Below are 14,802 nucleotides of genomic sequence, written 5' to 3' on the forward strand. Positions count from 1 at the left end.
TCGACATCGGTGTTCTGTGTGCGGGAGACATGAGTTGATGAGTCAGCAGCCGGGGCGGGGAAGCGCTCCTCAGATCTTCCAGCCGCTGGCCGGGGACGACCCGACCAGCGTGGCCGGATACCGGCTGGCCGCCAAGCTCGGCGCGGGCGGTATGGGCAAGGTGTATCTGTCCTACACGCCCGGCGGCCGGCCGGTCGCCATCAAGGTGATCCGTCCCGAGTTCGGTGACGACCCGGAGTTCCGGCGGCGGTTCGCCCAGGAGGTGCAGTCGGCGCAGCGGGTGCAGGGGCTGTTCACGGCTCCGGTCATCGACGCGGACACCGAGGGCCCGCGGCCCTGGCTGGCGACGGCGTACGTGCCCGGGCCCTCGCTGGCCGACGCCGTGGTCGCGAACTCCAGCCGGTTCAGATCCCGGGTCGCCGCCAGCACATGGGTGGCGTCCGTGCGCTGCCGTCTGCCCGGCTTGACCAGCCCCGCTTCCCCGGCCGCCCGCAGCACCGCGTCGAACACCGTGCGGCCCGCATCCGGCTCCACCAGCCGGGCCCGGAACTCACTGAGCACCGAGAAGTCGAAGCCGGTATCGGTCAGCTCCAGTGACAAGGCGTACTTCCAGTCCAGACGCGAGCGCACCGCGTGCGCGGTCTGCCGGTCGGTCAGCCCCTCCGCGAACTGCAACACCGACACCAGCGCCAGCCGGGCCGGCGACACCGCCGGACGCCCTCGCACCGGGAACAGCTCCGCGAAGTCGGCATCGGCGAAGACCGGCCCGAGCGCATCCCGCATCCGCATCGCCAGACACCCCTTCGGGAACACCGCACGCGCCACCCGCGCGGTCTCCCCCGGAATCTCCGCCAGCTCCACTCCACGCAACAACACGAACCCACCCCTGAGACGACGACGGCCTGCACAACCCCAACGGGGTCATGCAGGCCGTCGTCACGCAGGCCCTGGATTTACCAACAGCGTCCGTTTCCGGCGGGGGCCTCGCTCATGCGTGCGTACGCGCCCGGGGGCGTCTGGGATCAGACCGCCGGGGCCGGGTACGTCGGGTACTCGACGCCGGAGACGTGCTGGACGACCCGGATGACCTGGCACGAGTAGCCAAACTCGTTGTCGTACCAGAGGTAGAGGATCGCGTTGTCGCCGTCGACCTTGGTGGCGCCGGCGTCCACGATCGACGCGTGGCGCGAGCCGACGAAGTCCATGGAGACCGCGTCCGGGGCCGTCGTGAAGTCGATCTGGCGCTTCAGCGGCGAGTGCAGCGAGACGTCGCGGAGGTAGTCGAGGACCTCCTCGCGGGTGGTCTCGCGGCCCAGGCGCAGGCTCAGGATGGCGATCGAGACGTCCGGCACGGGGACGCGGATCGAGCTGCCGGTGATCGGCGCCTTCAGGTCGGGCAGGGCCTTGGCGACGGCCGAGGCGGCGCCGGTCTCCGTGATGACCATGTTGAGCGGCGCGGAGCGGCCGCGGCGGTCGGCCTTGTGGTAGTTGTCCAGCAGGTTCTGGTCGTTGGTGAACGAGTGGACGGTCTCCACGTGGCCGCGCAGCACGCCGTACTCGTCGTCCATGGCCTTCAGCGGCGGGACGATCGCGTTCGTGGTGCAGGACGCGCAGGACAGGATCTGCTCGTCCGGCTTGATCGTGTCGTGGTTGACGCCGTGCACGATGTTCGGGACGTCGCCCTTGCCCGGGGCGGTCAGGACGACCTTGTCGATGCCGGGGCGCAGGTGCTTCGACAGGCCCTCGCGGTCCCGCCACTTGCCCGTGTTGTCGATGAGGATGGCGTCCTTGATGCCGTACGCCGTGTAGTCGACCTCGGAGGGGTCGTTGGCGTAGATCACCTTGATCGTGTTGCCGTTGGCGACGATCGTGCTGTTCGCCTCGTCCACGGTGATGGTGCCCTGGAACTGGCCGTGGATCGAGTCGCGGCGCAGCAGCGAGGCGCGCTTGACGAGGTCCTGGTCGCCGCCGCCGCGCACGACGACGGCGCGCAGCCGCAGACCGTTGCCGGAACCGGCCTTCTCGATGAGCAGCCGGGCGACGAGGCGGCCGATGCGGCCGAAGCCGTAGAGGACGACGTCGCGGCCGTCACGGCACTCGATCTTGTTGGCGCCGGTGGCGCCGGCGACGGCTTCGGCGGTGAACTCCTCCACCGAGAGACCGCGGTCGTCGGCCTTGTACGTCGCGGCGAGCATGCCGATGTCGATCTGGGACGGACCCAGGTCGAGCGCGGTGAGGGCCCGCAGGAACGGCATGGTCTCGGTGACCGAGAGCTCCTCACCGGCGATCTGCCGGGCGAATCGGTGGGTCTTGAGAATGCTCACCACCGACCTGTTCACCAGGGAACGGCTGTGCAGCAGGACCGTGACGTCCTGCTCGCGGTGCAACTTCCCGATGATCGGAATCATCGACTCCGCGATCTCCTCGCGGTTCTTCCAGCTGGTGAACGAGTCGTCATTGACAGTCACGAGTTCATCTTTCGAGCTAGGCGGTGCTCATATGCTAACCCGACAGATTTTCGATCTTGCCGCCGGGCCCCGCCTTCGGGCCGAGGGCCCGCCCGTCACCCGACCGTCACCTCGACCGAGTGCCAGCCGGCCGCCCCGTCCGGCGCGGTGTCGGTGCGCTCCTCGGGCTGGGTGGCGCCGGTGCCGTCGGTCGCGCGGACGGTGAGGGTGTGGCGACCGGGTTCGGCCTGCCAGGGGTGGACCCACTGGCGCCAGGTGTCCCGGCTGTCCTCGGCGCCGAGCCGGGCCTCCTGCCAGGGCCCGTCGTCCACCCGGACCTCGACCCGCGCGATGCCCCGCCCCTGGGCCCAGGCGACCCCGGCGATCATGACCGTGCCCGCGTCCGGGCGGCCGAGCGACCTGGGCGTGTCGATCCGGGACTGCGTCTTGACCGGGGCCTGGGCCGCCCAGCCGCGCGGGACCCAGTAGGCGTCGTAGGCGTCGAAGGTGGTCAGCTCGATGGACTCGATCCACTTGCAGGCGGAGACGTAGCCGTAGAGACCGGGGACGATCATGCGCACCGGGAAGCCGTGGTCGAGGGGCAGGGGCTCGCCGTTCATACCGAAGGCGAGCAGGGCGTCGCGGCCGTCCATCACGTCCTCGACGGGCGTGCCGATGGTCATGCCGTCGACGGAGCGGGCGACGAGCTGGTCGGCGGGCCCGCCCTCGGACGGCGGGCGCACCCCCGCCTCGCGGAGCAGATCGGCGAGGCGTACGCCGAGCCAGCGCGCGTTGCCGATGTAGGGGCCGCCGACCTCGTTGGAGACGCAGGCCAGGGTGATGTCCCGCTCCACGACCTCACGGGCCATCAGCTCCGGGAGGCTGAGGGAGAGTTCGCGGCGCACGCCGCTGCCGTGGATGCGCAGCCGCCAGCTGTCGGCGTCGACCTTGGGGACCAGGAGCGCGGTGTCGACCCGGTAGAAGTCCTTGTTCGGGGTGAGGAAGCGGCTGATCCCGGGCACGTCGAGCTGCGCCCCGCGGGGTACGGCCGGGGCGGCCGAGGCGGGCCGGGGCAGCCGCAGGGCCCGGCGGGAGGCCGTGGCACTGTCCCCCGCGGACGGACCGGCCGCCCGGCCGAGCGCGGCGCCGGCGGTCGCCGCCAGGCCCGTCGCGGCGGCGACGACGAGAAAGCTGCGCCGGTCCGCGCGGGCGGCCGCGCCCGGGACCTCGGACGGGTCCGATCTATCCGAGTCCTCCGACGCGAGCAGCCTGCCCATGAGGACGTACAACAGGAGGGCTCCCGCCAGCGCCCCGACGAGCGAGGGCAGGGCGTCGAGCGCGGAGTCGGAGTCGGGCCGGCTGGCGGCGGCGAGCGCGCCGACGACGCCGAAGGCGAGGACACCGGCCGCCCCGGCCACCCGGTGGCGCAGGGCGAGCAGCCCGAGGCCGGCGGCGATCAGTCCGAGGATGAGCACGATGCCGAGCAGCAGGACGGTCTTGTCGCTCGCCCCGAACGTGCGGATCGCCCACTGTTCGACGGCGGCCGGGGTCCGGTCGACCACGACGTCGCCGACGGCCGTGACCGGCCCCGCCTCCTGGCGGATGCGGCCGGCGAGGAGGTCGGCGACGGCCAGGGCGACGTAACCGGAGAGGATCCCGCCGAGCACGGCGAGCAGCCGGTCGGTCCGGGTGGGCTGCCGGTGGGCGGAGCGGGTGACGTTCATGATGCCCAGCATCGGCGCGAAAGGGCCCGCACGGAACGCTTTCCGGCGCGACGTCACGGAATGGTTCTCATTCGAGCGGCGCCGCCGCCTCGACCAGGGCGGCGAGCGCGGCGCCGAGGGCGTCGAGACCGGGCCCGGCGGGCCCGCCGGGCTCCCGCATGTAGACGTCGCGGCGGATCTCGATCATCAGGGCGGAGACGCGTGGATCGCGGCCGTAGTGCGCCAGCGGTACGTACGTCCCGGCGAAGGGGCTGTCCGTGCCGGTGCCGCCGAACGACGCGAAGGCCTTCCGCGCCGCGTCGAGCAGGGCGGGCGGGGTGTGGAAGGGGTCGGTACCGAGGCAGATCGGCGGGCGGGGCCCGGCGCCGTGGAGTTCGTACGGCAGCGGCTCGGTCGGGTACGAATGCACGTCGATGATCACGGCGCGGCCGGCCGCCGCGAGGCGGGCGTCGACGGCGGCCGTCATGGCCTCGGCGTACGGCGTGAAGTAGCGGTCCAGGAGCGGTCGGGCGTCGAAGTCCGCCGGCCGCAGCTCCGCGCGGTGCGTGGTCCGGGTGTAGACCGCGCCCATCCCGACCGCCAGCATCTCCTCCCGCTCGTCGGGGAAGCGCTCGGGGTCGACCACCAGCCGGGAGAGCCGGTTGACGAACCGCCAGGGGGTGACGGCGGCGGTCCGCGCGGCGGAGCCGGCGATCGCGGCGGTGTGGGAGTCGGTGATGTGGTCCAGCTCGCGCGCGAGCTCCTCGTCCCCGAGCACGATCCCCTCGCGCACGTCCGCCGGCAGGTGCCGGGAGGAGTGCGGCACATGGAGGAGGACCGGGGAGTCGGCCGCCCCGGGGAGCAGCTCGAAGGAGTTCGGTACGTCGGTCATGGCTGGTCCTCGCTGTACGGCGGCGGTGGCTTCCGGACTCCAGCATGATCAACGGAGCGGGAGCCGGGGAGCCCTGGCTGAAAGTAGGATGGGCCCATGACCGAGAATCTTCCGCCGTGCCCCCGATGTTCCAGTGCGTACACCTATGAGATGGGCGCGCTCCTGGTCTGCCCCGAGTGCGGCCACGAGTGGTCGGCCTCGGCCGCCACGGACTCCGCCCCGGGCGGGGGCGCCGGGGAGAAGGTGATCAAGGACTCGGTCGGCAACGTGCTCGCCGACGGCGACACCGTGACGGTGGTCAAGACCCTCAAGGTCAAGGGCAGCCCGAGCGGCATCAAGGCGGGCACCAAGGTGCGCAACATCCGCCTCGTGGACGGCGTGGACGGCCACGACATCGACTGCCGGATCGAGGGCTTCGGGCCGATGCAGCTCAAGTCGAGCGTGGTCAAGAAGGCCTGACCGGACGGCGGTCGCGGCCGTGGCCGCGGTAGCCGCCCGGTCAGGCGGGTCACTCAGGGGACGTCACGCGGCGTCCGCGTCCCGTACCGAGCCCGTGAACTCCGGGCCGTGGTGCGGCTCCCAGTTCTCGTCGTACAAGGTCAGCCGGGCCTTCAGGGTCTCCGTGGGCTCACCGACCTGGTCCGCGACGGTCGGGATCGTCACGTCGACGCTCGTCTCGCCGGGGGGCACGGTCACCCAGACGGTCGGGGCCTCCCCCTCGAAGCCGAGCTGCGAGAGCGGCTTGGGCGGATCCGGCAGCTCGCCGAAGTTCTCCTCCACCCAGCTCCGTTCGACGTCCGCGGTGGACAGCTCGGGGCCGCCGGTGACCGGCAGGAGTTCGACCACCCCGCCGATCTCCGCGTCGGCCGCCCCGGACAGCTTCATCCGCCAGGTCAGCGCCTTGCCCTCGGTGACGTCGTCCGCGACCGGGGTCATCGTGACCGTGGGCTTCGCGTCGTCGTTCCGGGCGGTCACCCCGCCGCGGTGCGAGCCGACGGCCACGCCGCTCACCGCCTTCACGGACACGTCCTGCGAAAGGTCGTAGCCGTAGCGGGTGTTGCCCCGCACCTCGACCGGCACGTCGATGGACTGGCTGCCCGGTCGTACGGTCACGATCCGGGACGTGACCTCCTCCGAGTCCGGCTTGAAGGAGAACACCCGGACCTGGCCGCTGCCCTGGCCCGAGACCCGGACCGGAACGCGGTAGGTGCGTACCCCGGAGTCGCCCTCGTCCACGGTCAGCCGGCCGATGTCGACGCGCGGCATCGTGCTCGGGCGGACCGCCGGGGTGCCGGGCTTCCAGCCCCAGGCGTCCATCAGCCAGGCCTGGCCCGAGCCACCACGCGGGTAGAAGTGGAGGGTCGTGATCTTCTGCATGTCCAGGCCGGCCCGGACGGCGATGTCCAGCGGCACACGGATCTCCCGGCCCCAGTAGGACGCGGTCCGCTCGCTGCCGGGCAGCCCGTCGAGCTTGACCCGGCCGAGGGAGGCCCGGCGGCCCGAGGCGTCGCCGACGGCCATGTCGAGCTGCGTGCCGGTGGTGTTGGGCGGCACGATGACGCGCAGCGCCATCGCTTCGGCGCCCTTGAGGGAGACCGGGCGGGTGGAGCGGACGGTCACCGGGGACCCCACGCGCTTCCCGGTCCAGTTCATCAGGACGGCGTCACGGCCCGGTTCGGGCGAGGTCTCCCAGAACGCGAAGTGCGGTGACTGGCCGGCCGTCTGGTCCTCGTTCTGCGGCAGGCAGGCGCGGTCCGGGTCGGGATCGATCTGCGCGCACAGCCGTCCGCCGCCGGTCACGGTGAGCGACGGGCCGGGCAGGAAGCCGGGCGTGCGGTGCGCGCCGACGGCGTGGCTGAGGACACGCGCGGGGCCCGCGGAGGGGGCGCGGCGGCCGGTGCCGTCGAGGAGCGGACGGACACGGTCGTCGCCGGCGACGAACAGCTGGGCCGCGGCGGCGATGTAGGTGGCGCCGGCGGTCTGCTGCTGCGGGGCGGTCAACCGGGTCGCGGTGCCGGGCGAGCACACCGGGTCCGGGTTCTCGCCGTCCGAGTAGAAGTCGTCGTCGGCCGGCGCCTCCGCCTGCCCCGGAGTCCACTCGCTGTTGAAGAAGTTGTGGTTGGCACCGACCATGTACACCGCGCTCTGCAGCGCGGCGCCGCCGCCGACACCGCGCGTGCCGTCGACGTAGATCTGGCCCTGCAGGTCGGAGACGTCGCCGTCGCAGCCCGGCAGGATCGTCATCGAGGGCACGTCGGCGACCGGGTTCTGGCCGAAGATCGTGGGCCCGATGAGGACGTTGCCGCGGATGTTCCAGCGCACCGGGCCCTGGTAGCCGTCCTGGTCGGCCGGGGGCCGGTTGAGGCTGTCGAGCGCGGCGCGGTTGACGCCCTCGCCGCCCCGGGAGTGACCGACGAGCAGGACCTGGGCGAGGTCGGCGGGCGCGGTGGCCTTGACGGCGGCGGGAGCGCCGGCCGGCTTCTCCGACCAGTCCGCCCAGCGGGCCAGGTGCTGCCGTACGAGGGACGAACGGGCCTGCGCGCCCGCGTCCTCGGCCTTGTGGTCCTGGCCGTTGATGCCGTTGGCGGAGATCGAGACCGTCACGTACCCCTGCGAGGCGAGGAGTTTCTGGGCGGCCAGATAGCCCTTGTGGCTCGGGATCGGCTTGGTGCCGGGACCGCAGGGCCACTCACCGGTCACCTCCTCCGCGCCGCCGTAGCAGGTGGCGTGGCGGCCGTGCAGGAAGAGCGCGAGCGGCCGCTTCCCGGGTGCGCCGGTCGGTCCGACGACGACGGCGCGCATCTCGATGGGCTGGTCGTACCCGGGCAACCGGACGGATTCCAGGTCGTATTCACCGCTGACGGTGCGGTACGCGCCGGGCTTGCCGGGGTCGACCGCGTTGACCGGCAGGGGCGCCTCCGGTCGCCCGGTGGGGGCGGCCGGACGGTTCCGGGGCGGCTCGTTCGCGGCGCCCGCGTCGCCGGGAGCGGCGGCGTCGAGGCGTCGTCCGCCCGCCATCACCTTCAAGTCCCGTACGGAGCCGATCCGTACGCCGTCGGTCTTCAGCCGGAAGGCGTGTCCGTCGGCGGCCGGGGCGGGGCGGCCGAGGAGCCGGCTCCCCGAGTAGAACTCGACGCGCGCGTCGCCCATGGGCACGGGGTCGGCGGACGTCCAGACGAGCTCCCGGTCGGCGGCCGAGCCGGTGAGGCGCCAGCCCTCCGGCAGCGTCCCGTCGCCGGCGACCTCGCCGCCCGCCCGGGGCAGCGGGCCGGGGGACGGTTCGGCGAACGCCGGTACGGGCGACGCCATGGCCAGTGCGAGTAACGCCACGGCCGTGGTCACCCCACGTGTGACACGTATCAAAGCGGTCTTCCTCACGATCGGTCTTCTCGCGACACCTCGGGGTTCCCTGGTGCCCCTCTCGTGACCGGAGGACGGCAACGGGCGGGGGTGGGTTGCCTCATGGGGCGGTACGAGTCCGGGCGCGTGGGAGATCGGCGGGAAATCGGCGCATGGGGGTAGGCCCGCACCGCCCGCTTGTTATACGTTCCGTCTAACAGCTTGCTAGACGCCGCATCTAACAAGCGTGCGACGTCTCGATCCAAGGAGCCGCACATGGCGAGCAGCACCGTCCCCCCGGAGAGCGAGGACCGGCACGCCGAGCAGGAGGTCGCCCGACGGCTGCTCGACTCCGCCGCGAAGCTGTCCTACGACCCCGCCACCGAGGTGGACTGGGACACCCCGCTGGACAAGGACTTCCACGGCGCGAGCCCCGAGTGGTCCACGCTCTACTCCACCGCGTACTGGGGCGAGTTGACCGACGCACAGCGCAAGGAGCTGACCCGCCAGGAGGCCGCGTCGGTGGCCAGCACCGGCATCTGGTTCGAGATGATCCTGCAGCAGATGGTGCTGCGCGACATGTACGCCAAGGACCCGACCGACCCCCGCTTCCAGTGGGCGCTGACCGAGGTCGCCGACGAGTGCCGGCACTCGATCATGTTCGCCCGGGGTGCCGCCAAGCTCGGCGCCCCCGCCTACCGGCCGCGCCGGATCGCGGTCGAACTCGGCCGGGCCTTCAAGACGGTCGCGTTCGGCGAGGCGGCGTACGCGGCGATCCTCGTCGCCGAGGAGGTCCTCGACGTGATGCAGCGGGACTGGATGCGCGACGAGCGGGTCGTGCCGTTCGTCCGCACGATCAACAACATCCATGTCGTCGAGGAATCGCGGCACATGAAGTTCGCCCGCGAGGAGACGCGGCGCCGACTGCGCGGCGCGAGCCGGGCGCGCCGCGGGTTCCACGCCCTCGTGATCGCCATCGCCTCGTACGTGATCGTCACCAGCATGGTGAACCGCAAGGTCTACGAGAGCGCCGGCCTCGACGTCGAGCGTGCCGTCCGCGAGGCGAAGGCGAACGAGCACCACAAGTCCCTGATGCGCTCCAGCTGCGCGGGCCTGATGGACTTCCTGGCCTCGGCCGGGCTGCTCACCCGACCGGCCCTGGTGTTCTACCGGCGCGCCCACCTGATCTGACCGCAGCGGACCCGAACCGAGCTGAGCCGACGACATGACCTACGCCATCACCCAGACGTGCTGCAGCGACGCCACCTGCGTCGCCGTCTGTCCCGTCAACTGCATCCATCCGACGCCGCAGGAGCGGGAGTTCGGCAGCACGGAGATGCTGCACATCGACCCCGCGACCTGTATCGACTGCGGTGCGTGCGCCGACGCCTGCCCGGTCGACGCGATCTTCCCGGTGGACCGCCTCTCCCCCGCGCAGGCCGGGTACGCGGCCGTCAACGCCGCGTACTTCGCCGACAAGGAGCCCCAGGAGGCTGACGCGGGACCGAACTTCCACCCCTGGGGCGCGCCGGTCTTCGAACGGAGCCTGCCCGCCGGCTTCGCGCCGATCCGGGTCGCGATCGTCGGGACCGGCCCGGCCGGCATGTACGCGGCGGAGGATCTGCTGCTGCACACCGACGCCGAGGTGACCCTGGTCGACCGGCTGCCGGTGGCGGGCGGGCTCGTCCGGTACGGCGTGGCGCCGGACCACCCCGCCACCAAGAAGGTCGGCGACACCTTCGCCCGCTTCCACACCCACCCCCGGGTACGGATGCGGCTCGGCGTCGAGGTCGGCAAGGACGTCACGGCGGAGGAACTCGCCGCACACCACGACGCGGTGGTGTACGCCGTGGGCGCCTCCACCGACCGGCGGCTCGGCATCCCGGGCGGGGAACTGCCCGGAAGCGTCCCGGCGACGGCGTTCGTCTCCTGGTACAACGCCCACCCGGAAGCCGCCCCGGAGGCGTTCGACCTGACCGGTGCCGAGCGGGTGGTCGTGGTCGGCACCGGCAATGTCGCGCTCGACGTCGCCCGGATCCTCGTCATGGACCCGGAGACGCTGGCAGGCACCGACATCGCCGACCACGCGCTCGCCGCCCTGCGCGCGTCGCGGGTACGGGAGGTGGTGCTGCTCGGGCGCCGGGGACCCGGGGACGCCGCGTACACCGGCTCCGAACTCCGCGCGCTCACCCACCTGTCCGGTGTACGGCTTGTCGTCGACGACCACGACCCGCGGACCGGCGCGGCGATCGACGGCGCGGGGCCGCAGGAGAAGGCGGGGCTGTTGCGGGGCGTGCCACGGGAGCGCGTGGACTGGTCGTGCCCACCGGGTCCGGAGCGGCGGATCGTGCTCCGGTTCCACTCGGCGCCGGTGGCGTTCGTCGGCGAGGACGCGGTACGGGGCGCGCGGGTGACGGAGGGGGCCGGCGAGCGGGAGATACCGGCCGGTCTGGTGCTGCGGGCGGTCGGCTACCGGGGTGTGCCGGTGCCGGGGCTGCCCTTCGACGAGGCGACCGGCACCGTCCCGCACGAGCGCGGCCGGGTGGCGGGAATGCCGGGGACGTACGTCGTCGGCTGGATCAAGCGCGGCCCCTCGGGCGGCATCGGCGCCAACCGGACCTGCGCCGCCGAGACGGTCGGCACGCTCCTCGCCGACGCCGTGGCGGGCGCCCTGCCCGCTCCGTCCCGTACGGCCCGGGCGTTCCGTCGCCTCGCCCGCGGACGCGGCGCCGAGGTCGTCGACGCCCGGGGCCTGGCCGCGATCGACCGCGCCGAACGCGCCCGCGGCGCGGCGACAGGACGTCCGCGCGTCAAGCTGACCACGGTGGCCGACCTGGTGGCGACGGCCCGCCGCGCCCGCCTGCGCCTGACGGACTGACCGGTCCCGCCGGCGACTTCCGTCGCGGTCACGGCCCCCGGCGGACAGGACTGCCCTGACGGGCACAACGGCCCCCGGGCCACGGCACACGGTCCGCACGCCGGGCCCCCGCGCACGGGCCGCACGCGGACCACCGCCTGCGGCCCGTGCCGGGACCGCCGACCGGAGGTCAGTCCGTGACCTTCTGCCAGGCCGTCGTGCCGAGGAGGCCCGTGTCGCCGATGTCCAGGCCGCCGTCGGGCTCCACCGTCTGGCGTGCCACGCCGGCGGCCGGGGCGATCTCGACATACACACCGCTCCCCCGCTGGGTCGCCGCGTCCACGGCCGAGTACCGCCAGACGAAGACGGAGCGCGCGGACTCCCCGGGCTTCAGGGCGACCGGGTGCGGGCCCGGATCGTCGAGCTGGGTGATGGGGCCCGGGCCCTTGAGGACGGTGACGTCCATCGGCTCGCGGTTGACGTCCCGTACCCGTACGTCCGGATATCCGTTGACGCGCTGCTCGCGCGCGCCGCAGTTGGTGAGGGTCACCGGCATGGCGCGCAGGCCCATGGTGGCGCTGACCATGCCGGTCGTCACCTGGACCCCCGTGGCCGGGCAGCCCGGCGGGGCGGTGGCGGCGGGCGGCTCGACCTGAGGGGCCGGGCCCACACCGCCGGGGCCGCCGGCCCGCGACGGGTCGACCGTCGGCGGGGCCGGCGTGTGCGCCCTGGTCCGCTCGGGGTTGGCCTCGCGGTCGAGTTCGGCCCCGAGGCCGCACCCGGCGGTCAGGACGGCGGCAGCCGCCAGGATCAGGCCGTGCCGCGGAGATATGACGGTCATGGCGCGATCATCACATGCCGCGCGGTACGGCTACTCGAACCGCGAGGTGTCGCCCGCGCCCCGGCGGACGATCTCGGGCTCGCCCTCCGAGAAGTCGATCACGGTCGTCGGTTCCGTACCGCAGTCTCCGGAGTCCAGGACGGCGTCCACCGCGTGGTCGAGCCGCTCCTTGATCTCCCAGCCCTGGGTCATCGGTTCGTCCTCGCCGGGCAGCAGGAGGGTGCTGGAGAGCAGCGGTTCGCCGAGTTCCTCAAGGAGCGCCTGGGTGACGACATGGTCGGGGATCCGGACGCCGACGGTCTTCTTCTTCGGGTGCAGCAGCTGGCGCGGCACTTCCTTCGTCGCCGGCAGGATGAACGTGTAGCTGCCGGGCGTCGCCGCCTTGACCGCGCGGAAGACGTCGTTGTCGACGTGCACGAACTGGCCGAGCTGCGCGAAGTTCTGGCACACCAGGGTGAAGTGGTGGCGGTCGTCGAGTTCCCGGATCGCGCGGATCCGGCTGATGCCGTCGCGGCTGCCGATGCGGGATCCCAGCGCGTAGCAGGAATCCGTCGGGTACGCGACGAGCGCGCCGGAGCGGATGCTGTCCGCCACGCTGCTGATGGTGCGCCGCTGGGGGTTCTCGGGGTGTACGTCGAAATACTTCGCCATGCCGGGCAGTCTAGGTTCCCGGCGGGTCCGGCCCGGGACGGCGGGCCGGTGCGGTTCCCCGCACGTTCGGGCGACCGTCAGGCCGCGACGCGCAACTCCTGGCGCAGGACGATCGCGTTGAGCCGGATCGCGTACGGTGCGATGTCCATCAACTCGAGCGCGGTGGCCCGCTCCTTCGCGAGCCCGACGGTCACGTCGACGCAGAAGGCGATCGCGTACATGTGGTCCCCGGTCTCCTCGTCCTGCAGGGCGAAGAACAGGTCCCGGTAGTAACTGGTGCGGTCGGGGCCCTCCTCGTAGTACGAGAGTCCCGGCTCGCCCTCCTGCGCGGCGAGGCCGGTGAAGGCACGGGCGAGCTCCTGCTCGACGGTGCCCCAGAACGCCGCGTCGGCGAACTCGCCGGGCAGCGCCTGGCGCACGGCCTCCTTCAGGGAGAGCACCATGACCATGCCGGGGGCGTGCTCCTGGAGTCCCCAGCCCCGGACCATCTTCACGACGGCGCTGTCCGGGATCGCGGCGGCCGCCTGATGGATGTTCTCGAAGTCGAAGTTGACGGTGGCCGGGGCTATCGCCTCCTGGAACAGCCGGTCGATGGCCCGGGCCTGGTCGAGATGGTCCGGGCCCACCTCGATGACGGTCTTGAAACTGGCGGTCATGACTCCTCCTGACACGTGATGGTGATCAAGGCGATCAAGGGGGGTCAGTATGCCGTCTGGCGTCGGGCCGCCACACCCTTGTCGTCATGTCGACTTCGCCGGACAGTACGGGGATGGCGATCGTTGTACTGGTGGGAACGCTGGACACCAAAGGTCTGGAGTACGGATGGCTGCGCGCGCGGCTTGAGCGCCGCGGGGTCGAGGTCATCATGGTCGACACGGGGGTGATCGGGGACCCTCGGATACCCTCCGACGTCCCCCGCGCCGAGGTGGCGCGGGCGGCGGGCACGGATCTGGAGACGTTACGGAGCGAGGGGGACCGGGGCGCGGCGGTGACCGCGATGGCGCGCGGGGCGGCGGAGGTCGTCCGGCGGCTGCACGCGGAGGGCAGGCTCCACGGGGTGCTGGCCCTCGGCGGCAGCGGCGGCACGTCGATCGCGACGCGGGCGATGCGGGTGTTGCCGCTCGGGGTGCCGAAGGTGATGGTGTCGTCGATGGCTTCGGGTGATGTCGCGCCCTATGTCGGCTCGGCGGACATCATGATGATGTACAGCGTGGTGGACATCGCGGGGATCAACCGGGTGTCGGAGCCGATACTGGCGAACGCGGTCGACGCGGTGGCGGGGATGGCGCGGGGGTTCGAGGCCGCCGCTCCCCCGGTACGGGGCGACCGGCCGCTGGTCGCCGCGAGCATGGCGGGCGTGACGACTCCGGGGGTCGACGCGGCCCGGGCGCGGCTGACCGAACTCGGCTACGAGGTACTGGTCTTCCACGCGAGCGGGGCGGGCGGCCGGACGTTGGAGTCGCTCGCGGAGCAGCGGCTCTTCGCGGGGGTCCTGGATCTGACGCTCTGCGAGCTGGCGGACGACCTCTGCGGGGGCATCCTGACGGCGGGTCCCGACCGGCTGCTGGCCGCCGGGCGCGCGGGGATACCGCAGGTGGTGAGCCCGGGCGCACTGGACATGGTGAAGTTCGGCCCGCTCGACACGGTTCCGGAGCGGGTGCTCGACCGGGACGTGCGGGTGCACAACCCGTCGATATCGGTGGTGCGGACGACGGCGGAGGAGTGCGCGGAGCTCGGCGCGCGCGTCGCGGCGAAGCTGCGGTCCGCGACCGGCCCCACGACGGTGTGCCTGCCGCTGCGCGGCCTGTCGACGCTGGGGGCGCCGGGCGGCCCGTACCACGACCCGGCCCTGGACGAGGCGGTGTTCGGCGCGGTCCGGGAGGGGCTGCGGGGCAGCCCCGTCGACGTGGTGGAACTCGACACCCACCTCAACGACCCGGTGTTCGGCCGCACCACGGCGGACCTGCTGCACCGCCTGATCGAGGAGCGCGCGCGGAGCGGAGACACGGCCGCCTGACCGTCCGGACCTCCGGCCGGTCGGCCGGAGGGTACGGAGGCCGGACGGCCGGACC

11 protein-coding genes and 2 pseudogenes are annotated in these 14,802 nt (G+C 72.6%); 5 read left to right on the top strand and 8 right to left on the bottom strand.

The features are described 5' to 3' along the window. Positions 1-34 precede the first annotated feature (34 nt). Positions 35-400, top strand: a pseudogene (locus tag Q5762_RS01865) (serine/threonine protein kinase); the annotation flags it as partial. A 133-nt stretch (positions 401-533) separates the two neighbouring features. Here Q5762_RS01865 and Q5762_RS39915 read toward each other — a convergent pair. The 4 genes and pseudogenes from Q5762_RS39915 to Q5762_RS01885 form a co-directional block, all read right to left on the bottom strand. Further along, a pseudogene (locus tag Q5762_RS39915) lies at positions 534-876 on the bottom strand (transposase); the annotation flags it as partial. Between the two features lie 146 nt (positions 877-1,022). Continuing rightward, entirely contained in the window at positions 1,023-2,468 is a 1,446-nt protein-coding gene (locus Q5762_RS01875; RefSeq protein WP_315890095.1) for a glyceraldehyde-3-phosphate dehydrogenase, read from the bottom strand. Positions 2,469-2,563: 95 nt separating this feature from the next. Next, positions 2,564-4,171 carry a molybdopterin-dependent oxidoreductase gene (locus Q5762_RS01880; RefSeq protein WP_315890096.1) on the bottom strand — a complete coding sequence of 536 codons (1,608 nt, stop codon included), beginning with the start codon at positions 4,169-4,171 and terminating at the stop codon, positions 2,564-2,566. A 67-nt stretch (positions 4,172-4,238) separates the two neighbouring features. Further along, positions 4,239-5,042 (bottom strand): N-formylglutamate amidohydrolase, encoded by an 804-nt coding sequence (locus Q5762_RS01885; protein WP_315890097.1) that lies wholly within the window; start codon positions 5,040-5,042, stop codon positions 4,239-4,241. Between the two features lie 96 nt (positions 5,043-5,138). Here Q5762_RS01885 and Q5762_RS01890 point away from each other — a divergent pair, with 96 nt between their 5' ends. Then, positions 5,139-5,501 (top strand): zinc ribbon domain-containing protein YjdM, encoded by a 363-nt coding sequence (locus Q5762_RS01890; protein WP_315890098.1) that lies wholly within the window; start codon positions 5,139-5,141, stop codon positions 5,499-5,501. A 63-nt stretch (positions 5,502-5,564) separates the two neighbouring features. Here the strand turns inward: Q5762_RS01890 and Q5762_RS01895 are convergent, their stop codons facing one another. After that, positions 5,565-8,405 carry a hypothetical protein gene (locus tag Q5762_RS01895; RefSeq protein ID WP_399494269.1) on the bottom strand — a complete coding sequence of 947 codons (2,841 nt, stop codon included), beginning with the start codon at positions 8,403-8,405 and terminating at the stop codon, positions 5,565-5,567. A 252-nt stretch (positions 8,406-8,657) separates the two neighbouring features. Between Q5762_RS01895 and Q5762_RS01900 the strand changes: the two genes are divergently transcribed. Both Q5762_RS01900 and Q5762_RS01905 read left to right on the top strand, forming a co-directional pair. Then, positions 8,658-9,572 carry a diiron oxygenase gene (locus Q5762_RS01900; protein WP_315890099.1) on the top strand — a complete coding sequence of 305 codons (915 nt, stop codon included), beginning with the start codon at positions 8,658-8,660 and terminating at the stop codon, positions 9,570-9,572. A 34-nt stretch (positions 9,573-9,606) separates the two neighbouring features. Further along, positions 9,607-11,259: an FAD-dependent oxidoreductase gene (locus tag Q5762_RS01905; RefSeq protein WP_315890100.1), complete on the top strand. Its 1,653-nt coding sequence runs from the start codon at positions 9,607-9,609 to the stop codon at positions 11,257-11,259. A 169-nt stretch (positions 11,260-11,428) separates the two neighbouring features. Here the strand turns inward: Q5762_RS01905 and Q5762_RS01910 are convergent, their stop codons facing one another. From Q5762_RS01910 to Q5762_RS01920, 3 genes are all read right to left on the bottom strand, one after another. Then, positions 11,429-12,079 carry a DUF4232 domain-containing protein gene (locus Q5762_RS01910; protein ID WP_315890101.1) on the bottom strand — a complete coding sequence of 217 codons (651 nt, stop codon included), beginning with the start codon at positions 12,077-12,079 and terminating at the stop codon, positions 11,429-11,431. Positions 12,080-12,109: 30 nt separating this feature from the next. Next, entirely contained in the window at positions 12,110-12,730 is a 621-nt protein-coding gene (locus Q5762_RS01915; RefSeq protein WP_315890102.1) for an L-threonylcarbamoyladenylate synthase, read from the bottom strand. 77 nt (positions 12,731-12,807) lie between these two features. Next, on the bottom strand, positions 12,808-13,386 hold the full coding sequence (locus Q5762_RS01920; RefSeq protein ID WP_315890103.1) for a Type-2Aa cytolytic delta-endotoxin: 579 nt from the start codon (positions 13,384-13,386) through the stop codon (positions 12,808-12,810). 113 nt (positions 13,387-13,499) lie between these two features. On the opposite strand from Q5762_RS01920, the gene Q5762_RS01925 reads away from it, so the two are divergent. Next, a complete protein-coding gene (locus tag Q5762_RS01925; protein WP_315890104.1) occupies positions 13,500-14,747 on the top strand; it encodes a Tm-1-like ATP-binding domain-containing protein in 1,248 nt (415 codons plus the stop codon). The last annotated feature ends 55 nt before the right edge of the window (positions 14,748-14,802 follow it).

It is taken from the genome of Streptomyces sp. P9(2023) (assembly GCF_032436795.1).
In the GTDB taxonomy this organism is placed as follows: domain Bacteria; phylum Actinomycetota; class Actinomycetes; order Streptomycetales; family Streptomycetaceae; genus Streptomyces.